19 protein-coding genes and 1 pseudogene are annotated in these 21,577 nt (G+C 38.0%); 3 read left to right on the top strand and 17 right to left on the bottom strand.

Going from position 1 to position 21,577, the window contains the following annotated elements; genetic code table 11:
- The first annotated feature begins 421 nt into the window (after nt 1–421).
- Complete coding sequence (locus HWQ43_RS18730; protein ID WP_292736812.1) at nt 422–1,162, top strand: 2-phosphosulfolactate phosphatase family protein; 741 nt, start codon at nt 422–424, stop codon at nt 1,160–1,162.
- 120 nt (nt 1,163–1,282) lie between these two features.
- Here the strand turns inward: HWQ43_RS18730 and rfbD are convergent, their stop codons facing one another.
- The 17 genes and pseudogenes from rfbD to HWQ43_RS18645 all read right to left on the bottom strand — a co-directional run bounded on the left by rfbD (nt 1,283) and on the right by HWQ43_RS18645 (nt 19,825).
- Nucleotides 1,283–2,173, bottom strand: coding sequence for a dTDP-4-dehydrorhamnose reductase (gene rfbD / locus HWQ43_RS18725; protein WP_292736810.1), 891 nt, complete (start codon nt 2,171–2,173; stop codon nt 1,283–1,285).
- Between the two features lie 157 nt (nt 2,174–2,330).
- The gene (gene rfbC, locus HWQ43_RS18720; RefSeq protein ID WP_292736808.1) at nt 2,331–2,876 is read right to left on the bottom strand and encodes a dTDP-4-dehydrorhamnose 3,5-epimerase; all 546 of its coding nucleotides are present in this window, start codon (nt 2,874–2,876) and stop codon (nt 2,331–2,333) included.
- A 118-nt stretch (nt 2,877–2,994) separates the two neighbouring features.
- Complete coding sequence (locus HWQ43_RS18715) at nt 2,995–4,071, bottom strand: glucose-1-phosphate thymidylyltransferase (RefSeq protein ID WP_292736806.1); 1,077 nt, start codon at nt 4,069–4,071, stop codon at nt 2,995–2,997.
- Between the two features lie 90 nt (nt 4,072–4,161).
- Entirely contained in the window at nt 4,162–5,256 is a 1,095-nt protein-coding gene (locus HWQ43_RS18710; protein WP_292736804.1) for a glycosyltransferase family 1 protein, read from the bottom strand.
- Nucleotides 5,256–6,416 carry a glycosyltransferase family 1 protein gene (locus tag HWQ43_RS18705; protein ID WP_292736802.1) on the bottom strand — a complete coding sequence of 387 codons (1,161 nt, stop codon included), beginning with the start codon at nt 6,414–6,416 and terminating at the stop codon, nt 5,256–5,258. Before HWQ43_RS18705 ends, HWQ43_RS18710 begins: the two co-directional genes overlap by 1 nt.
- A gap of 8 nt (nt 6,417–6,424) precedes the next feature.
- Nucleotides 6,425–7,396, bottom strand: a complete 972-nt coding sequence (locus HWQ43_RS18700; protein WP_292736800.1) for a GDP-mannose 4,6-dehydratase — start codon at nt 7,394–7,396, stop codon at nt 6,425–6,427.
- A gap of 180 nt (nt 7,397–7,576) precedes the next feature.
- On the bottom strand, nt 7,577–7,945 hold the full coding sequence (locus HWQ43_RS18695) for an EamA family transporter (RefSeq protein ID WP_292736799.1): 369 nt from the start codon (nt 7,943–7,945) through the stop codon (nt 7,577–7,579).
- Between the two features lie 43 nt (nt 7,946–7,988).
- Nucleotides 7,989–10,229 (bottom strand): glycosyltransferase family 39 protein, encoded by a 2,241-nt coding sequence (locus tag HWQ43_RS18690; protein WP_292736797.1) that lies wholly within the window; start codon nt 10,227–10,229, stop codon nt 7,989–7,991.
- Between the two features lie 116 nt (nt 10,230–10,345).
- Entirely contained in the window at nt 10,346–11,092 is a 747-nt protein-coding gene (locus tag HWQ43_RS18685; protein ID WP_292736795.1) for a glycosyltransferase family 2 protein, read from the bottom strand.
- A 7-nt stretch (nt 11,093–11,099) separates the two neighbouring features.
- On the bottom strand, nt 11,100–11,663 hold the full coding sequence (locus tag HWQ43_RS18680; protein WP_292736793.1) for a class I SAM-dependent methyltransferase: 564 nt from the start codon (nt 11,661–11,663) through the stop codon (nt 11,100–11,102).
- Nucleotides 11,664–11,866: 203 nt separating this feature from the next.
- A complete protein-coding gene (locus tag HWQ43_RS18675; RefSeq protein WP_292736791.1) occupies nt 11,867–13,060 on the bottom strand; it encodes a glycosyltransferase in 1,194 nt (397 codons plus the stop codon).
- Nucleotides 13,057–14,148: a glycosyltransferase gene (locus HWQ43_RS18670; protein WP_292736789.1), complete on the bottom strand. Its 1,092-nt coding sequence runs from the start codon at nt 14,146–14,148 to the stop codon at nt 13,057–13,059. Before HWQ43_RS18670 ends, HWQ43_RS18675 begins: the two co-directional genes overlap by 4 nt.
- Before the next feature lie 155 nt (nt 14,149–14,303).
- Entirely contained in the window at nt 14,304–15,815 is a 1,512-nt protein-coding gene (locus HWQ43_RS18665; RefSeq protein ID WP_292736787.1) for a class I SAM-dependent methyltransferase, read from the bottom strand.
- A 29-nt stretch (nt 15,816–15,844) separates the two neighbouring features.
- Complete coding sequence (locus tag HWQ43_RS18660; RefSeq protein ID WP_292736785.1) at nt 15,845–16,354, bottom strand: acyltransferase; 510 nt, start codon at nt 16,352–16,354, stop codon at nt 15,845–15,847.
- Nucleotides 16,342–17,694: an ABC transporter ATP-binding protein gene (locus HWQ43_RS18655; RefSeq protein ID WP_292736783.1), complete on the bottom strand. Its 1,353-nt coding sequence runs from the start codon at nt 17,692–17,694 to the stop codon at nt 16,342–16,344. The genes HWQ43_RS18660 and HWQ43_RS18655 overlap by 13 nt, the downstream gene beginning before the upstream one ends.
- Nucleotides 17,695–17,863: 169 nt before the next feature.
- Nucleotides 17,864–18,712, bottom strand: a complete 849-nt coding sequence (locus HWQ43_RS18650; protein WP_292736829.1) for an ABC transporter permease — start codon at nt 18,710–18,712, stop codon at nt 17,864–17,866.
- Between the two features lie 378 nt (nt 18,713–19,090).
- Nucleotides 19,091–19,825 (bottom strand): annotated as a pseudogene (locus tag HWQ43_RS18645) (Uma2 family endonuclease).
- A 261-nt stretch (nt 19,826–20,086) separates the two neighbouring features.
- On the opposite strand from HWQ43_RS18645, the gene HWQ43_RS18640 reads away from it, so the two are divergent.
- A complete protein-coding gene (locus tag HWQ43_RS18640; protein ID WP_292736781.1) occupies nt 20,087–20,278 on the top strand; it encodes a DUF2862 domain-containing protein in 192 nt (63 codons plus the stop codon).
- Between the two features lie 120 nt (nt 20,279–20,398).
- Nucleotides 20,399–21,499 (top strand): ArsA family ATPase, encoded by a 1,101-nt coding sequence (locus HWQ43_RS18635; RefSeq protein WP_292736779.1) that lies wholly within the window; start codon nt 20,399–20,401, stop codon nt 21,497–21,499.
- Nucleotides 21,500–21,577: the final 78 nt, after the last annotated feature.

Below are 21,577 nucleotides of genomic sequence, written 5' to 3'. Positions count from 1 at the left end.
GAGACACGATTAATTGCGTCTGTACTGGGGAGTAGGGAATGAGTAAATATTTGTCCCTTTGGGCTGTAGCCTTATAACTGTAACTTTTTCCCCATTTAGAAAGTCTGTTCTTGTTTTAGATTACAAGATAGTGCAGCAAGTCTGAAAGTCTAAAAGCATAAAATGCGCTTTTTGAGTATTTATTAGGGATTGAAAATTGGGCATCGGGCATTGGGAATTGGGCATTGAGCATTGAGCATGGAGAAGAGACAAGCTAGACAAGGAAGAGACTTGTCCCCTACTCCATCTATGTATTGAATGAGATACATTTTGTATTTTGATGATAAAAAATTTTCCTGGAGCAATTGTGACTATAGTTAGTGACACCAACTAGGTAGAATGTTATTTTCGGCAGTAGTATTAAAACAGGTGTATCCAGCCCGTGAAGTTATTCGTATACCACACTCCTGAATTGACTCCAACGGATAAAGCGCCAGAATGTGCGATCGCAGTCGATGTCTTGCGAGCCACTAGCACAATAGCGACTGTCTTGGCATCTGGAGGCGAAGCTGTACAAGTATTCAGCGATTTAGATCAATTAATTGAAGTTAGCGAAAAATGGCCCTCTGAAAAACGGCTGCGGGCTGGAGAACGCGGCGGCGCGAAAGTAGCTGGCTTTGAGTTGGGTAACTCTCCTCTCGACTGCACACCAGAATTGGTGCAAGGGCGGCGTTTGTTTATCAGTACCACAAATGGCACTCGTGCTTTACAAAGGGTACAAGACTCCCCAAATGTATTAGCAGCAGCCTTGATTAACCGGGCGGCGGTGGTGCAATTTCTTCAAGAGTTGCAACCAGAGACAGTATGGATTGTCGGTTCTGGCTGGGAAGGCAGTTATTCCTTAGAGGATACAGTTTGTGCCGGTGCGATCGCTCATAGTATTTTGCAGCAAAGCAAGTTGTCAGCAGAAGAACTCGCTGGTAATGATGAAGTAATAAGTGCGATCGCTCTTTACTCTCAGTGGCAAGATAACTTATTAGGATTACTTCACCAAGCTAGTCACGGTCAACGATTGTTACGTCTTGACTGCCATGAAGATTTAAAATATTGTTCCCAAACTGATATTTTAGATGTCTTGCCAATACAACATGAAACGGGAGTATTAAAAAGTCAAAAGAAATAGGAAATAGGGAGCAGGGGAGCAGAGGAGCAGAGGAGCAGGGGAGAATTAATCAATGCCCCATGCCCAATGCCCCATGCCCAATGCCCAATGCCCAATGCCCAATGCCCAATGCCCAATGACCTATGCCCCATGCTCAATTTTCAAATCTATGAGCATTTGCCGAAGTCTTTGTCGCCAATGAGGAGGATAAGTCCCTAAAATTGCGGCAATTTTTCCACAAGCAAGGACAGAATAGGCAGGGCGACGGGCTGGTGTCGGATATTCGGCAGTTGTAATGGGGACAATACGTTCAACTTTCAAAGGGAAGCCTATTTGTTGTGCTTCTTCAAAAATAGCGATCGCAAAATCATACCAGCTAGCAACGCCGCTATTAGTGTAGTGATAAGTGCCGCGAATTTCTGGGGTTAACTGGGGAATCATCTGCGCTATAACTGCGGCTATATCTTGTGCCCAAGTCGGGCTACCAATTTGATCGGCGACAACACGGAGTTCTTGGCGTTCTGCACCTAGTCGCAGCATGGTTTTGACAAAGTTACTTTTGCCAAAGGTTCCATAAACCCAAGCGGTACGAAGGATGAGGTGATGGGCGCAAGTTTCCCGAATAGCTTCTTCTCCTGCGAGTTTGGTTTTACCATAAACACTCAAAGGATTAGTTGTGTAGGTTTCTTGGTAAGGGCTACAGCCATTGCCATCAAAAACGTAATCAGTCGAAATATGAATTAAAAAAGCTCCTAACTTTTGGCTTTCTTGGGCAAGAATTAGGGGTGCAGTAGCATTAATAGCGGTAGCAAGTTCGGGTTCGCTTTCGGCTTTGTCTACAGCAGTATAAGCGGCGGCATTAATGATGATTTGTGGCTGCTTGGATCTGATAACGTTGCGGAGGGTATCGGGTTGGGCAAGGTCTACTGTTGGGCGTGCTACTGAGATAACATTGCCGTAGGATGGGAGGATTTGTTGCAGTTCCTTGCCAACTTGACCGTTGCTACCAATCAGCAAAATTGATTTAGTCATTTATCATTTATCCAAGAGAAGCCACGCCCACTCTTTAACGTGGTTTGAATTAGTCCGATGAAAGACAAAGTTTTTCCGCCCACCATAAAAGTAAGCTTAGGGTATCACAAGAGACGGGGTATGTACTAATGACCAATGACCAATGACCAATGACTACTTAATCAAATACTTCAGCAGTTCTGAAAGATTTACCAGCTTCGTCTTTAGCTGATAAAATCGGTGGTCCACTAAGTGGCCAATCTATCGCTAAATCTGGATCGTTCCATAGAATTGTGCGATCGCTTTGGGGCGCGTAGTAATCTGTAGTTTTGTAGAGAACTTCGGCTATTTCTGAAAGCACGAGGAAGCCATGAGCAAAGCCTAATGGTATCCACAATATGCGTTTGTTCTCAGCGCTGAGTTCTGAACCTACCCATTTACCAAAGGTAGGAGAGCTTTTTCTAATATCTACAGCTACGTCAAAAATAGTACCGACAACAGCACGGATGAGTTTACCTTGAGGTTGTTGGATTTGATAGTGCAATCCACGTAGAACGTTTTGTTTAGAGCAAGAGTGGTTATCTTGGACGAAGTTCGTAACAATCCCTATCTCTTGAGCAAGTTTTTGGTGGTTGTAAGCTTCAAAAAAGAAACCGCGATCGTCTGCAAATACTTGGGGTTCAATTTGCAGAACTTCAGGAATCTTGGTATTTACAATGCTCATTAATATTATTTATCGGATGTGACGCAGTGTTGTGATTGTTAGATGAATTTCGCATTCATATTTTACAGGCACTGTGTTCCAACTTTGACTGTGGCTTGTCCTATTTTTAACAAGTAAATCACGTTAATTCAATTTGACAGTCATCACCAATCATAAATCGCAAGGCTTTAGGGCGACGCGGTGCAAGATTCAATTGTGCCCTTTGTCCAATCACACTATCAATAATGCGCTGATGGATGCCGACAATTTTAGCACCTTCTAAAATCACACTGTGTTCTAAATCGGTATCAATTAATGTGACATTGTTAGCAATGCTACTATAAGGGCCAATAAAGCAGTTTTCTAAATGACAATTGCTACCAATGACCACTGGCCCCCGAATTGTGCAGTTAATTACTTTAGATTTTGCACCAATTTGCACTCGTCCAATAATCTGACTTTGAGAATCGATTTCGCCCACAACTGATGCTGTCAAATAGGTATCGAGAATTAATCTATTAGCTTCTAATAAATCATCTTTTTTACCAGTATCTAGCCACCAACCTTGAAGATTGTGGGCTACAACCTGCTTTTTCTGATTAATCAGGTATTGAATAGCATCAGTGATTTCCAACTCGCCTCTGCTGGAAGGTTGGATATTTGCGATCGCATCAAAGATGAGGTGAGAAAAGAAATAAACCCCTACCAATGCCAGATTTGAAGGAGGAACTTTGGGTTTTTCAATTAACTGTAATACCCGTCCTGTTTCATCCACCTGAGCCACACCAAAGGCGCTAGGGTTGGCAACCGAACGTAAGAGAATCAGAGCATCTGGCTGTTGTTGGCTAAATTGTTGCAGAAAGTAACTTAACTCACCTAGTTGAATCAGGTTATCGCCCAAGTACATGACAAAGGAAGAATCTCCTAAAAAAGGACGAGCCACTTGGACGGCGTGAGCAAGTCCAAGTGGCTGATCTTGTACGATGTAGGTGATGTTTGCTCCAAAGTTTTCTCCATTTCCGGTTTTCCCTTGGACTTCTGCCCCGGTTTCTGGACTGATAATGATGCCAATATCAGTAATACCAGCCGCAACCATTTCTTCAATGCCATACCATAAAACAGGTTTGTTAGCAACTGGAACAAGTTGTTTTGCCCCGCTGTAGGTGAGGGGACGTAAGCGTGTACCTTTACCGCCAGAAAGAATGAGTGCTTTCATAAAGATTAGGATTCATTACAAGTCATTAGTCAAGATAATCTGAAATCTTGACAAAATCCCAAATCATTGCATTTAAATTCTGGCGTTAGTTTATAGGTAACGGGATAAGACTTCGGCGGTTGCTTTTCCTGTTTTTTCCCAACTGAATTGTTGAGAGTGAGTGATACCTTGACTAGAAAGGCGCGATCGCAATTCCGAATTAGTTGCAACAGCCTGCATCGCCTCTGTAATTTCTCCAGTGTTGTAGGGATCGATCAGAATTGCCGCATCGCCAGCCACTTCAGGTAAAGAAGAGAGATTGGAGGTAATGACGGGAGTGCCACAAGCCATTGCTTCCAGGACAGGTAAACCAAAACCTTCCCAAAGACTGGGGAAAACCAGAGCGATCGCTTGATTAATAATTTTTGGCAATTCGCTATATGGTACATAGTCAAGGAACTTCACCTGATTAGTTACACCCAATTCTGCAACTTGCACTTTTAAAGTCGGTGTGTAACGCGAATCAATTGGCCCTACTAACCATAGTTCATAGTCTTTGCAGTTAGGTAACGCCGCAAAAGCACTGATGAGTCGTTGGATGTTTTTGTAAGGATCTTGGCGGCCGATGTAGAGAAAGTAGTTGCTGGTGGGGAGGTTGAGAGGAAGGAAGTGAGTGCGATCGTGCGCCAAAGGAATCGCAGTAATTTTGCTGGCGGGAATTTGATAAAAATCAGTGATATCTTTAGCCGTAGTTTGAGAAATACAAATAATATGTTGAGCTTGCTTAAAAACTTGGGGAGTATAGTAGCGGTGGTAGGCTATGAGTGGTGAGAAGCCTTTGGCAAAGCGCAGCGGTATCATATCAAAAGATGTGACAACAAAACGGCAATTGCTATAAAGGGGTGCTTCCGGTAGCGGGGAGAATAAGAGACTCGATTTGAGGTTTTTATATATTTGTGGTAGTTGAAATTGTGTCCAGAGCAGTCGGTTAAAATGACCTTTTGTACCGTGGTCTGGTGTTAAGTTTGACGGCACTGGATAGCAGTCAAAATCGGGATATTTGTGCGCTGTTAATAAAGTGGGTTGGAAAGATTTTAAATAAGGAAAAAGGTTTTGAGCATAGTTGCCTATACCTGTTGGTTGAGACAAGAGAATAGATAAGTTAATAATTAATTGTTTGGTAGAGAGATTGTCTACTATTTTCATTAAATAATGCTTCTATAAGCGTTTAATGTTTCTTTTGCTGTTCTTTCCCAGGAAAATAATTTTGCTCTGGCTTTCCCTTTATTAATTAATTCTTGGCGTAACTGGGAATCACTGATTACTTTCAGTATGGCTTCCCCTAGTTGGATAGGGTTATTAGGGTCAACTAGGATAGCGGCATCTCCTGTAACTTCTGGAATTGAAGAAGTATTAGAACTAATCACAGGAACACCTAGAGTCATTGCTTCCAATACGGGTAAACCAAACCCTTCGTAGTGAGATGGATAAACGAAGACATCAGCTTTTGAGTAAAATAATGCAACTAATTCATTAGATAGGTAATTAAGATGATGAATTTGGTTTGCCCAAGGCGAATTTTCAATAGCCGCAAATATCGGTTCGTAATTCCATCCTTTTTTACCAATCAATATTAATTGATGTTCAATTTTGTACTTTTCTTTTAAAAAATTAAAGGCTGTAATTATAGTATTAATATTTTTTCTTGGCTCTATTGTGCTGACAAAAAGTAGATATGGCTTGGAGAAATCATAATTGGCTTCCTTTTCTAGCCTTTGGGCAATTTCCTCAGACAAGTAATTAGGATAGTAGCGACTAGCTAAAGGTGTGACGTAGACTTTTTTGGGATCTACTTGCAAATATTTAATAATATCTTTTTTAGAGCTTTCTGAAATGGTTAAAACTGAATCTGTCCACTGTAAACATCGCTTTATCTTTTCTGTATATGTTTTTACGACTGAATCTATATAGTTAGGATATTTAATAAAAGTCAGATCGTAAATATTCATTACCTTTAAACTATTTTGACAGGGATAAACTGAGTAATTTGTACCATGTAATATATCTGGAGAACCAAAATATTTTTCAAAGTAAAATAAACTAGGTTTAAAGTCTAAAGCTAATAATAAATCTGAGATTCTTACAGGTAAAGGCAGAAGATGCTCTTGAAAAGAATGTTTCAAGGATTCAGGAAAACTGAAGTCACGCCGAAGCCAATTTTTCAACCCTGGTTGATAGACTACTCCTAACTGAAAATTTTCCTGTTTTTGTAATACATCAAGAGCGCATATTAAATTAGCAACATAAAAACCAACCCCACTGGGTTTGGAATCCACTGGGGTGGCATCAACTACAATTTTTAGCATCAGAATATTTAAGCACCGCCATTGCTCAATTTTTTTAGATCGTAATCAACCATTAACTCAACCAATTGCTCAAACGAATGCTGAGGCTGCCAACCTAACTCCGTTTTAATTTTATTAATGGAACCAACTAACTGCACTGGTTCATCAGAGCGATAAAAAGCAGGGTCAACTGAGACATAATCTTGCCAGTTTAAACCAACGCAGTTAAAAGCACACTCAACGAGTTCTTTGACAGAGTGAGTTTCACCACTAGCGATGATATAGTCATCAGGTTGTGTTTGCTGCAACATCAACCACATAGCGTAAACAGCATCTTTGGCGTAGCACCAATCACGACGGGCATCTAGGTTGCCTAATTTTAATTCATTTGCCAAACCTAATTTAATTTGGGCAGCTGTGTGCGTGATTTTGCGAAATACAAATTCTGTCCCACGTCGAGGCGATTCGTGAGTATAAGTAATACCACAGCAGTTGTAAAGGTTGTATTTTTGCCGATAGTTGACAGTCATCCAATGAGCGTAAGCTTTGGCAACACCGTAAGGATTCCGGGGACGAAAGGCAGTGCGTTCGGTTTGGGGTGATTCATCAGGTTGACCAAAAACTTCACTACTAGAGGCTTGATAGAATTTCGCATCTGGTTTGCAGCGACGAATAGATTCTAAAAGGCGAGAGACACCGAGGGCAGTATATTCAGCAGTGAGAGCAGGTTGTGTCCAAGAAAGAGGAACGTAGCTTTGCGAGGCTAGATTATAAATTTCGTCAGGTTGAGCTTCCGTAATCACATCCATTAAAGATGACTGATCTAAAAGATCACCAGAAAGGATTTGGATATCGCCAGAAAGGTGATTGACGCGCTCAAGATTACTAGAACTTGAGCGGCGGACTAAGCCGAAGACTTGATAGCCTTTGGTTAATAGTAGTTCAGCAAGATAAGAACCGTCTTGTCCTGTTAAACCTGTAATTAGAGCTTTTTTAGTCATGTGGTCATGTGCTACAACAAAATTATCAAGACTGTGGAGATGTTAGTTATAAGGTATGAAAATTAGTAGGGTAGCAATTAACATCTCTGGTTAAAAGTATCATGTTTATAATGGCTATATAAGCGCTGAGAGCTTTTTATTATTGATTTTTTAATGAGATTTATTAGATGCAACTGGGTTTTATTTTTGCCAAATTACCAAGATAACTCCACACACAATAAAACTCAAGCCGATAAGACGGGTTACGGGAATAGCTTCTCTAAATATAAAATAACCCAACAGAACTGAGAAAACATAAACTAAGGATATAGATGGACCAGCAATACTTAGATTGACTCTGGTTAAAAGCATGATGTATGCTAGCGCACCCAGACCGTAGCACCCTAGTCCTAATAGAAGTTCAGGTGTTATGAGAATGCTAAGAATATGGCTAACAACATTTTCAATATGAACTCTACCTAACTTTAGCGCACCTGTTTTTAAGAAAAACTGTCCGCCTACACTTGTAGCAACAGACATTAGTAGTAAAGCAAATTCTTGTATGTTCATATTATTTTCCTCATACTCATTTAACTGAAGGAACAATTAATAATCAATCTGAAGTAACTGTCACATCAATTTTAGGGTATGGAGATTGCTTATCACTAAACCAAGCAACTGTTTCCTGCACCATTATTAAAATGAGAGTAAATTTTCCTGGTTTAGTAGGTGGTCTGATAACTGCGTTAATTGCTAGCGACTCTCCAGGAGATACATCAAAAGGCAGAATCGTGCGATCGCCATCTGCAACTACCAATTTGCCACTAGCATTTAGCCAACGATAGGAAAAATTTGTTGGGTTAAGCCCTTTATTATACCAAATAAAACTGCTTTTATTCTTAAGAAAAATGGGAATTCTCAGTGTTGAGCCAACTTTAATAGTTTCTATATTATTAATAATTTTTATTTCTTGTAAGAAAATTGGTTGGAAAATTAGTTGCAAATTTGTGACTTTTTGTTTTCCTACATTAATATCTAGTTCGTAAAGCGGCTTGCCAGTAGAATTAGGAAATTCACCAATTCCTTCACTCACTAAGTCAAAAACAAGCTTATATCTTCCTGGTTCTTTAGGGAAAGTAATAGAAGCGATCGCCTCACTCACCTCATTTTGTCTTGGATTACCAGAAATATAAAGTCGAAGATCACTAACTTCTTTATTAAGTTCATCATAAAAGCGACATCTTACGCGTATTTCTCCCCTTTCCAGCGCAGACTGATAACCAAACCACGTTGATTTACCCTTGTTTTCAAGCTTGGCTTTCAGAACTTTTTCAGCCCCTGGTTCAACTGAAATCAAAGAATTAGGAGGCTGGTTATTCTCATCCGTAATTTTTGTTATTTTTCCACTTAAACCTTGGAAATATACTTGTTGATCTATTGGAGGTTTAATAAGTTTGTGAATGACAGCTTGAGCATGTCTCTCTATTTGACTATCTTTTAAACTCCAAAGCCTATGTTGATATTCATACTTATTAATATTTAGAGGGATCGTATCCCACATTCTAGCAGGATTAGCACCAAAAGCTCCAACCAACTGAGTTAATGTGGAAAATGCTATTAATGTTGTAAACACTAAATAATTGATAGCGGATATTTTTCTAGATTTGAGTTTTTTGCTGGCTCGATTAGCAAAAAAATAACTAATTAAATAGCAAAATATTGGTATGATATCGACCATAAACCTTGGGCCATAAGAATAACCAGCCCACCACACTGTATAAAAACCATAACTACTCAATAAAATTATAGAAGCAATGGTCATGCTTCCTATTAACTTCTCATCTTTAGTAAACCTTAATTTGAAAACTTGATAGACTCCAGGCAAGGAATATAAAACTATTGGAGAGTAAAGAAGAAGACCGCGGCTAGGACTAATTAGCGTTCCCAAAGATGCGGTTATGAAATTATTAAAAGTGAACAAATACGGAGAAACAGGAAACAACTTTAAATAAGCACCACTGAGGTTACTAAAGTAGTATAAATTCCATAAAATACTTGGTACTGCCGAAACCAAACCAAAAAATAAAAAAATTGATTGAAAGCGATAGGTAAAAACTGAGTAGACAATAGCAGCAATTACATATACTGCACTTGTAGGACGAATACTAGGGAGAAATCCACAAGCAACTCCTGCTAATAACAACCATATTTTTTGACTTTTTTCTGAAGTACGGTTAGCCTTGAATAGGCAATATATAGTACTTGTAAGCATTAAATTGGATGTTCCATGTTGCCATAATCCCTGCGAACTCGTCATCCACGTATTAGTAGCAAAAGCAAATATAAATGTAGAAACTAAAGATATAGTTAAACTAAACTTTAATCTAACAGATAGATAAAATATACTAACTGTGATAGATGTGATTATCGTAGCAGCAAGTTTTTCAAAAAAGATTCTATGTACATCGAAACTTACAGATGTTAAGTCAAGAGGGAGCTGCCCAGCATAATAAGATGCTACCTTTAGATAAGCATAAAAAATTACATACAAAGGGAAGGTAATAATTGCAGTTCCTATAGGATATGTAGAACTCAAATGCCCATTATTTGCCTCAGCAAAAAAATAACAATTTCCATAGCTTGTCGAACAAAAATGACTTGTCCTGAAAGCATCTAAATTTAAAGTATGGTTTTCAAGTAGGTTGAAACCTAATAACGTATTTGGAACAGTATCGCCAGCACCAATTGTTACTCCATTAGCAAGATAGATTACAGTAGAAACTAGAATAATTAATATAGGTAGTAGAAGCTCATATATATTATTAATTTTTCTGTGATTAAGTTTACCTATCATTGTATTTTATGGATAAATTAATAATTGTATGAGTTGTAAAAGAATTCAACTTTAGTAAAAAGTCAGACGAGAATCATAATAATCACGGCATAATTCTGGCTTACCTTATTTAATAATTAAATTACTTTTTGCTTGGATGAATAATTTATATAAGGCGGTTTATATGTTTTAGTATTAACCAGAAGATTGTATTTCAAAATGCATATAATTGCTCTAACTCCATCTTTCCAACTTATTTTTTTGCCTTCCTTATAAGTTCGTCCATAATAAGATATACCTACCTCATAAATGCGACATTGCATTTTCGCAACTTTAGCTGTGATTTCAGGTTCAAATCCAAAGCGATTTTCTTGTATTGTGATAGATTGAATAACTTCTCGCCGAAAAGCCTTATAACAAGTTTCCATATCTGTCAGGTTAATATTAGTGAACATATTAGATAACATTGTTAAAAAACTATTTCCTAACATATGCCAATAGTAGACTACTCTATGAGGTTTGCCACCCTGAAAACGCGAACCAAAAACTACATCAGCTTTATCATCTAAAATAGGTTGAATCATTAACGTATATTCTTGTGGATCGTACTCCAAATCTGCATCTTGAACGATGACAATATCTCCAGTAGCACTAGCAATGCCAGTTCTTAAAGCTCCACCTTTACCTATGTTTTTGTGATGGTAAATTACTTGGTCTACTTGTGACTCTATCTTTGATTGAAGTAGCTCTCTCGTTCCATCTATTGAACAATCATCCACTATAATAATTTCACAATTTTTTACAGGCGATGCTTTGACAGCTTCGACAACTTTACTGATAGTTCGCAATTCGTTATAACAAGGAATCACAACAGATAGCTTCATATAATAATTAACCTCTCTTAGTCACTATACAAAAATTGTTCATCCAAAACTGAAAATATTGGTGATCGAATTCCTTAAATCCAGCCAAATCTACCAAAACTTTTCTGAGATTTTCGCACTTATAATATCTTTTATGATCTCGAATTTCTGCTTCGCTAACTATTTTTAATCTGTAAGCTAAAAATTCTAGTATTGGCTGTGACCAAACTGATGGAACTGTCAATATCAGTTTACCTTGAGGAACGAGAACTCTATAAATTTCTTTTAAAATGTCTTTTTCATGTTCTATGTGTTCTAAAACTGCCAACATGGTTACAACATCAAAGCTCTCATCCTTAAATGGCAAATGATTTTCAAGCATTAGCTGCTTAGTTTGTATATTGCATGAGTGGAAATCTTTTACTTTAAAATCAACACCAAATCCCTGCTTAATATGAGGAGAAATGCTTTTGAGGAAAGTTGCCGAACTGCCACAGCCTACATCCAAAACAACAGAGTTTTTAGGAATGTGCGATATTACTCTTTTAAGCCGGAGGTATCGTAATATAGGTTCTAAAAACGGTTCTTTCATTCTCATATTTATTTTTATAGCTAAATGAGATTAATTGATGAATTTTTCTAAAGTTACTCGTGAGGCATATACAAATTATGTACAGCGCCGAAGCAATACATGAGTATAAATAATATTACAGCAGTTGTAAAGGTTTTCATAAAAATGTTGATCATATTAATAAATTATATGGATACATTAATATAATATTGATTCTATAAATATTATTTATCACAACAGTAATTAATTATTTCAACCAACTTATTTTTAATGCTAGTCAAAGCATAGTTGGAGACTACATAATTTCTGGCTAGATTTCCCATTGCTACCAATTGGTGTTGATTAGCCATCATTTCTTGTATTAGTGTAGAAAATTCATCATAGTTACGATATATCTTGCCACCACCGCTGCGCTCAACGTGTTCTACTAATACCTGACAGGAGCCATTAACTAATACTGGTGTACATTGAGCCATTGCTTCCAAAGTTACTATACTAAAACTTTCATAAGGCGATGGCATAACAAAAATAGATGCTCCAGCCATGAGTTTAAATTTTTCTTCTGACGAAACAAAACCTCTAAAATCAATGTCTGGATGATTTGGTATTTCTATTTCATTTTTTCCAGTTAAAATTAATCTTAAATTAGAGGAGATATCTTTCTTAAACTGAGTAAAAAAATCAATTAAATGATTACATCCCTTACTTGAATCAATTCGACCAGAATAGAGAATATACGGGTACTTTGCTATAAAAGGGGTATAAGGAGTTATCTCCACAGCCATAGAGATCAGCTCACTAGGTAGTTCTCCCCACAAGTTTTCTCCTAAAAGTTTTTCTGCATTAGTCAACCATACTAAGAAACGAGCCTTGCGAGCCATATACTTATACGCAGTCAAATATGCAGTCGGTTCGTCATGGAGAGTTGGTATTAGCAAAACTTTAGAAGAAGGGACTTGAGGTATTCCAAAGTAAGTGGTTGGATATAAATAAGTGGTAAAAATAATAGATTGATAGTCACTCCATCGCTGTTTTAGAAAAGATAGCAAAGGTTTTGAGTAAGGACCTTGACGACGGATAAATTCTTCCTGAAGTGCAATACTCCAAGGAATTATTTGGCTATTTTCTGTTTGACTATACTTGGGTTTATGAAATTCTCTTAAAAGTCTTTGATGTAAACTATGCCAGTAGTCACTTCGACCGATAGTAACTGGAAAGCGATGAATATTTATACCTTGCTTTGTTTCACAACCCGGAGATAATTCATTAGCCCATTCTGTATAATTTAATGCAGTTGTAGTAATTATATCGACCTTAAATTCATCACTGAGCAAATTAGCATACTGCCATGCTAAAGCTTCTGAGCCTCCTACTATACTTTCATGACTTCTTTGAACAACGATAGCAATCTGTTTCATTCTATGCTCTTGATCGCCTTCATAAATTTAGATTCGATTTGTTCATTTGTAAAAGTTTCTTGGTAACGCCGCCATCCCATATCACCTAAACTGACGCTAATGGATTCTTTACTAGCTATACAGTCTATTGACCCAGCCATAAAATAAGGATCTGGTTGCTCCCAAACCAAACCTGCTTTTCCGACTGTATAAGGGATAGCAGTTGAACCATAAGCTACAATTGGCACTTTCATGGCCATAGATTCAACTAGTGGCACACAAAACCCTTCATGTTCACTGGTAATCATAAAAGCATTAGCAACAAGATAGTAAGCTTTCAGACTTGCAGTAGAAACGCCTCCTGTAAATACTACCGATTCTTGCAAACCTAAATGCTTAACTTTTTCATAAAGACGTGTAGTGTAAATATTTAGACGCTCATCTTGTTTCCCAACAACGATCAGGCGACTATTTCTATTGTAATTTTTGTGGTAAACATCAAAAGCATCAATTAGAGCAGAGTGTCCTTTGTTAGGAGCAAGACGACCTACCATTAAAATATTTACTTTTTCATCTATATATTTATCTAAAACGCTAATGTCAGCATCAATATATTGTAAATCATCAATATGATGGAATGGTGGAATCACCCAACTATTTTCTTGAGAAACTCCCATTGAATGTAATTCATCTGCATTATATTTAGAATCAGACAAATATAAAGCACCAGGCACATTAGCAATAAGCTTTAGTTGTTTTCTTCCTGCTTGACATACGCTAGCATAATCTGCATTAATACCTTGAAAAAACTCAGGCGGAGTTACATTATGGTATTTAACAACCTTAAAACAATTAATATCATTAATAATCTCAAGAGCAATATCCCAGCCAACGGAATAATGATAAATTAATATATCTTTTTTTTTTCTAATGAAAGATTTAACTTGATTTACATGCTCAATATAATCTACATTTGAAGACTCCCAGGAGTTCGCGAATAACTGTGTGGTATAACCATATTCTTTCAGACAATTATACATTCCCATTACATCATTGCTAACTGCATCACCCTTCATAAGGCAAGGAGTTAAAAGAGCAATATTTACCATTGTTGATTTCCTGATAACAAAGCTAAACTTCAATATATGTCAGATGTCTTGACATAATATCGATTAAATCTATCAAAATTCTATAATAAAAATTATTGGATTTAGATATGCTCATAGTTAGTCCATATAGTTATTAACATATTTAGTTTTTTAGGTTATAATTTGTATCCGACAACCGCATAATCTTGTGGTCCATAAAAGTATTCATTAAATCGTTCAGCTATTTCAGAACCTATGACTTTATATGCTTCTGGATAAGGGTGAAGATTTATGACTTTGACCTGCTGTAAACCTTGCGTCTCAAGAATAAATTTAATCATGGAGCTTGGCAAAGGATTGCGATGCGTTGGATCTAAATAAAAATTACAACTACCAACTAATACATTTTGAGGATTAGGTGTTTCAAAAATAGCTAATCCTCCAGGTTTAAGTATTCTGACTACTTCACTGAAAAATTTCATTAATGTTGGGAAAGCTAGATGTTCAATAATATGAAAACCAGTTACTATTCCTAAGCTCCTATCAGGTAAAGATTGCATATAAACTATTACGTCTGCTTCTATTACCTCAAATCCTCTGGAGCGAGATTGTTCTACCATAATTCTGTTGATATCCAGACCTTTGGCTGTATATCCAGATTCTTGTAGCAACTCCAGCCATTCACCACGACCACAGCCCACATCTAAAATTGGAGATTCATATGTGCCTATCTTTGCTTCTTCAATCAATGGCAAATAAACTTTTAACCTATTTATAATCTCTTCCCGACTCCCTCGAAACTGCTCTTCAAATGCAACATAAAATGCATCTAAAAAGTGAATATCTTCATTAATAAATGTCTGCAATTGCTCTTGATTAAAAGGTTCTGCTAAACATTTTTTTGCCTCTTCCAAAAACACTGTTATTAAACGCTTCTGCTGCATTAGGTCATTTTTGAGGTAACTATCGTTTCTGATATAATGCTCATTTATTTCTTGAATACGAGTATCTGCTGTAATTAAATGCTCATTTAGTCTTTCAATACGAGTATCTACAATACTTTTATATTCATCTATTGCTTGTACTTGGATCTTCACAGTATCCAAGCCTTCTTGAATACCGGTTAGCCAGCTACTAATTAAAGTATCGATGGCACTTAAGCTGTCGTTTATTCCTTGGATACAACTATCCACATTAACTAGCCGCTCATCTATTCCTTGGACGCGACTATCCATATTAACTAGCTGCTCATCTATTCCTTGGACACGACTATTCATATTAACTAGGCGACTATCTACTTGCGCTTTTAAAGTCGCAATTTGCTCTATTAGCTGGTAATTAAGTGCTACAGACTCCTGTAGAGAATTAATTATATTGAAATTAACTTCTCGTTGATCTTTAAATAGAAAATTAATAATTTTTATAATAAGTTTTTGTAACTTAGCACTGAGATTAAAAGGAAAGAAATTAAGTTTATCTGGCCATTTTGTACGTACAATTGAATGAGATTCTGCATTTTTAAGAAAAGCTTCAATATTACTAATACTTAGCTTGAGTTTTGATGTGTCTAGATTAGATTGTAAATTTTCTTCTTGAGAGTATACTTGACCTTGACGTTTAACTACGTCTTTACGAATTTTATCCATTAACTCATCAACATTAATTTCAGGATTGTTTGGTTCGATCATTGTTTAAAAATTATATAAAAATTTCGCTTTTACGGAATTATTTCTTTGACTATCTTTGCTGGAATCCCTGCTACAACATGATAACTAGGAACATCGCATTTAACAACAGCACCGGCCGCTACTACAGAATTCTTACCAATTTTACAAGGGCCAATTATAGTGGCATTACTTGCTATCCAAGCCCCTTCCTCAACTACAATATCATTTCCTTCAGCTGGAAAATTGTTCATCCTCTCTAGCCCAAAATTTCTATAGTCGTGAGTTCCAGTTATTACACTAACATTGTGCCCAAAAAAAACATATTCTCCTATTACTATATTTCCCGAAGATAAGTTAAATAATGCATTATTTACAACGCATGTTTCTGATAATTTTAGTCTTTGAGGTTCGCCAAAAACCAAGTATTGTTTTAAAGTTACATCTTTGATGCGCTGATCAAAATATCCTTGCGTTAGAGATTGCTTGAGGTAAATATCAAAATATAATCTAATCCAGCTTTCGAGCTTAGATTTAAAATAATTTTTAACTATTGTGTACATAGTGATTCCTCGTAGAGTCTGATCTTTCTGCCAGATACTTGAAAGACTCCTTCTACCAAATCATTTACTGCTGCTTGTATAACTATGGCATTCTGAATCCAGTCCAGCATTTCTAAATTTTCGTGTGTTCCATCTCCAAATGCGATATCTAAGGCATAATTTCCACCAGCCAAGTGAGGCCAAATAAACTCAAAATCGACTGTTGCTCTTCCTATTTCTGATTTAGATAGCCAGTAGCTAGCAAAATTTTTATCTAAGAGTTCTGTACTCCATCCTGATAAAACAGTTCTCAATCTATCCAGTAGTGCTATGCCAACATTTGGTTTTCTAACTTTATCGTGTCTGAATGTAGTGATTCTAATTTTTAATACATCTCCAGGATAAACCAACTTAATGGATTGCCCGTCACTATCTAACACAGATATCTGCTCAATTTCTGCACGTCCTGTACCAAATCTCTCAAATCCATAAAAAGCCATATACGGCTTTTTCGTAAACGGATTTAATTCTTTTATGGTGATTTTAGCCAAATCAATTTCTTCTTCATTGGCAGGAATATTCTTATTATTATTTGAATCCAAATTTATACTAGTTCTTTTATTAACTTCTCCATGCACCCATGCTTGATAGTGTTTACATACTTCAGCAGGTTGTCCAGTGTCTACAATAATCCCTTGATTAATCCACATAGCTTTTGAACACAAGCGTGAGATAGATCCTATATCATGAGATACAAATAATATTGTTCCTCCGGTATCTTGAAAATCTCTAATTTTGGCCATACAACGATGGACAAAGATACCATCGCCTACCGCTAAAGATTCATCTACAATTAAAACTTCTGGGTTAACGTTAATTGCTACTGAAAATGCTAAACGAACAAACATACCGCTAGAGTATGTTTTAACTGGCTGTTCCATGAAATCGCCAATTTCAGCGAAGGAAGCAATTTTGTCAAATTTTGCTTCTATTTCTGCTCGACTTAATCCTAAAATTTGCCCATTAAAAAATACATTTTGTCTGCCTGTAAATTCAGGATTAAATCCGCTACCTAGCTCTAGTAAAGCTGAAACTCTGCCGTGAACCCATACCTCTCCTCTAGTTGGTGTCAAGGTTCTAGCAATGATTTGTAGCAATGTACTTTTACCAGAACCATTTTGACCAATAATTCCTAGTGTCTCTCCTTTAGGAATCTCCAAGTTAATATTATTTAATGCCCAAAACTCTTGAGCATGGCTTTTACCAGGTAGTAAAATTTCTTTGAGCCTATCTACCGGACGAGCATAGCGCTTATAGCTCTTTGAGATATCCTTCAGGGAAATTGCAATCTCCTCACCCATAACACCGCATATTTAAACTATTAAAGAATTTCACATGGTACAACTTTATCAATTAACAATTAATTACGTCATTAAAATTTTGGCTTTTTATCAAATTAGATCGCTATCTATTTACTATACAGGTCACATTAGCATTTGCTTGTTTTAAAAGCACAATAATCAAACCTAGCTACAAAACATCTGCAAAAGCTGGACGCAAACGCTTGTACACTGTAAAGCCAAAACAAAATCCAATGGCAGCGATCGCAGAAGCAACACCCCATTCACCCCAATGCTTCACCTCCCCAATTAAAACTATGTCACGATATACTTCAGCGATCGCTGCCATTGGATTTAACCAGAATACCAAACTCCGCCATTGCTCTGGAATTGCTGATGCTGGATAGACAAGCGGTGTTGCATAAAACCAAATATTTAAAATCACTCCTAAAGTCTGCGGGATATCTCGCAAAAATACCGTTAGTCCTGCTGTTAAATAGCCCAACCCTGCTGTTAGCAATAGCTGCGTTAGCCAGACCAAGGGCAATAGCGCCAAAGTACTATGTAAAGTATGAGTATTTACCGCCACGAAAAAAATCAATGCCATTAAACCAAAGGAACTCTCAATAAATGTGGATAAAACTGGCACTAGAGGTAACAAAGCTAAAGGAAACACCACCTTCTTGACTAAATTCGGTTGTCCTAGTACTGAATTAGCAGACTGCATTAGACCACCCGTAAAAGCAATCCAAGGAAGTAACCCTGCAAATAACCACAAACCAAAGGTGAAATCATTTGCTGGTAAACCTTTGAGAGTAGTCAGCTTCACCTTCAGTACGGTAGAAAACACATAAGTATAAATCAGTAATTGTGATAACTGATTTAGCAAAGGCCACAAGTTACCCAAAACAGAACCCTTGTAACGTGCCTCTAAATCCCGGCGTACTAGAGTTCTTAGTAAGTCGAACTTTACCCATAACTGTTCATCTATGGGCAAGATGCGCCTCCATCTCCCTACCTTACGTACAACTCCCCGCATTGTCGGCAACAATTTCTGCTTCCTCGCTTACTACTCACTATCCGCTCACCTAATTGCTCTCACTGAAGCCTATTATATTTATGAAAGTTCCTTTTTCAGGGACTTTCAAATAGAAAAAATATCCAACTACTTTTTGTGAGGTGCGTATCTTACCCGCTTTTGGTTAAACGTGGGTAGGCAGGATGCCTACCTCATAAGATTGGATAATTTATTTGTTGGAAATCTCTTCAGTGTTTTTAGAATCTATCATCACTAGAAAATTGTATCCAAATTATCTTGGCGATCATACAATAAATAGGATATTGTCAAGTGTATTTTTACTACAAAAATAACGTCTGTTTGTCAGGCTCCTTCTTTGTTAAGGATGCGAGTTTTTGCTTAACTCAAGTTATCTGGATAAATTCCTTGCGATCGCAAATATTCTGCTAATCGATCAGCCCGTTGGCGTTCCTGTTCTGCTTGTTCTCTTCGCGTCAGCACCCAACCTGCAGAATTATACCAACGTAATCACAAACCTGTTGTCTGCTGATAAGAACCTTGCCAAAGACCCAATCCTAGCTCTAACTCTGCCAGAAAGAAGCGGTTTTCTGGTAATGAGATTGCTTCATAACGAGTGCCCATAAGTTTAAAGGCACGTAAATGATTTTCGTAGCGGTCATAGATAACGTAGTAGGGAACCCGTAAAACCTGTTCATATACCTCCCACTTAGTTGGGGGTCGGTTTACTTCCTGCAGCGTTTTTCCTAAGTCTTCTTGTTCTGTACCAGGTGAAAGTAATTCAACTATTAAAAATGGATCAATTCCTTCTTGCCAAATAACGTAACTTAAGCGCAGGTCTTGCTGTTGGCTAGCACTAGGTAATCCTAAAACCATGTACCAATCAGGACGCTTGTACCACAAAGGATGGCGGGTATCGTAGTAAAGATTTAAGTCGCTGGCAAGTAAAATTTCCTCAGATGGATAAGCAAGAGGCTGACAAGTCTCACTGAGCAAATCTGCCTGAATCCGGTGAAATTCATCTGGCAAACCTGATTCCCCCACTAATTCACTGGGTAAATCATACATCGTAGGCATTGTTTCTTGTGGCGGACGGGGTGGATCTGTTTGATACATGACTACTACCTTTGTTGCTTAACTCAAGCTATCTGGATTAACTCTCTCCGATGTTTGACGACAAGCAGCTTTGTGTCTAGACAAATTTTTCACCTGCGATCGCTGTCGTTCTTGTTATAACCATCATTGAACCTCAGAAGTCATTAGTCATTTACTATTTTCCTTCATCTTCCCCAGTTCCCTCATCTCTACTGAATTTATGAAAGCAGAGTCACGGATTCCGTTACACTGAGACTTGGTTTATCTGAATTGTAATCAGGCATGGAAATCGGACAAAAGGTTAAAGTCTTTCGTTTACGCGATCGCGTTTCTCCCCCAGTTGTAAAAAAACTCGGACAAGTGGGTATCATCCAAGGCTACAAAGTCACCGATGGTGGTGGAATCGGTGTAGTGGTGCTGTTTGACGATAATTATTCCACTTGGTTTTTTGAAGATGAAATCAAACCTGTGTAGTAGTAAAGAACTCAGATCGGAGTTTTTCTTGGCATCTGAAATTGAAAGCACAGGTTGAGAATCTTTATTGAGTGCTAAGTTGGAGTTGAAAAGCTCGGCGGTGAAAATAGGAATCAAGTAATGGCTCTAATATTGACATTTTTGGGCAAAGGCGGCACCGCTCGTACCAAAATTGCGATCGCCGCCGCCAAATTATTGGCAAGTCAAGGCAAGCGCGTACTCCTAGCAGGACAAGCAGAACCAACATTATCAATCCTTTTGGGTACTCCCATTGCTGCCGATCCTCAAGAGATCGCTCCCAAGTTACAGGCGGTACAGTTTCAAGCATCTGTACTACTTGAGCGCAACTGGGACGAAGTGAAGAAACTTGAGGCGCAATATCTCCGCACGCCCATCTTCAAAGACGTTTTTGGTCAAGAACTGGTAGTATTGCCGGGGATGGACAACGCCCTAGCTCTCAATGCTATCCGCGAATATGATGCCAGTGGCAAATATGATGCGATCGTCTATGATGGCACGGGTGACTCTTTAACGTTGCGAATGTTGGGTTTGCCAGAATCCCTCAGTTGGTATGTCCGGCGATTTCGGCAATTATTTGTCAACTCCGATTTGGGGAAGACGATTACTGAATCACCCTTGATTCAACCCCTGATTAGCAGTTTTTTCAATATCAACTGGACAGCAGATAATTTTGCAGGGCCTACCAACCAAGTCAATAATTTCTTGGAAAAAGGGAGAGCCGCTCTTGCCGATCCGAAGCGTCTTGCTGCTTTCTTAGTGACCACAGGAGATCCAATTGACGTAGCAAATGCTCGTTATTTATGGGGTAGCGCTCAACAAATTGGTTTAACTGTCGGTGGTGTTCTGCTTGTGTCTCCTGAGACAAACGTCAATCTGCCAGAGGAATTTATACCCCTACCTGTGAGCGTTGTTCCCGACTCGCCAACAGGTGACTGGCAACCACTGATAGACGCACTACCCAACTTTGAAGCACAAGCTTTACAGGCTCCTAAACCAATTGAAATAGACATCCACAATCGTCAAGTACGCTTATTCTTGCCAGGATTTCACAAAAAGCAAGTCAAACTCACCCAATATGGGCCAGAAGTCACGGTAGAAGCAGGAGACCAGCGGCGGAATATTCCCCTACCCCCGGCTCTCAGTGGCAGACCCGTTGCTGGAGCAAAGTTTCAGAATAATTATTTGATAATTTCGTTTTAAGTTATGGGAATGGGGCATGGGGAATGGGGAATGGGGAATAGGGAATAGGGAATAGGGAAGAAACTTAATCCTAATGCC

The sequence above is a fragment of the Nostoc sp. JL31 genome (genome assembly GCF_017114965.1).
In the GTDB taxonomy this organism is placed as follows: Bacteria; Cyanobacteriota; Cyanobacteriia; order Cyanobacteriales; family Nostocaceae; genus Nostoc; species Nostoc punctiforme_A.
Note: the sequence above shows the minus strand (reverse complement) of the source record. Positions and strands in the feature narration are given on the sequence as shown.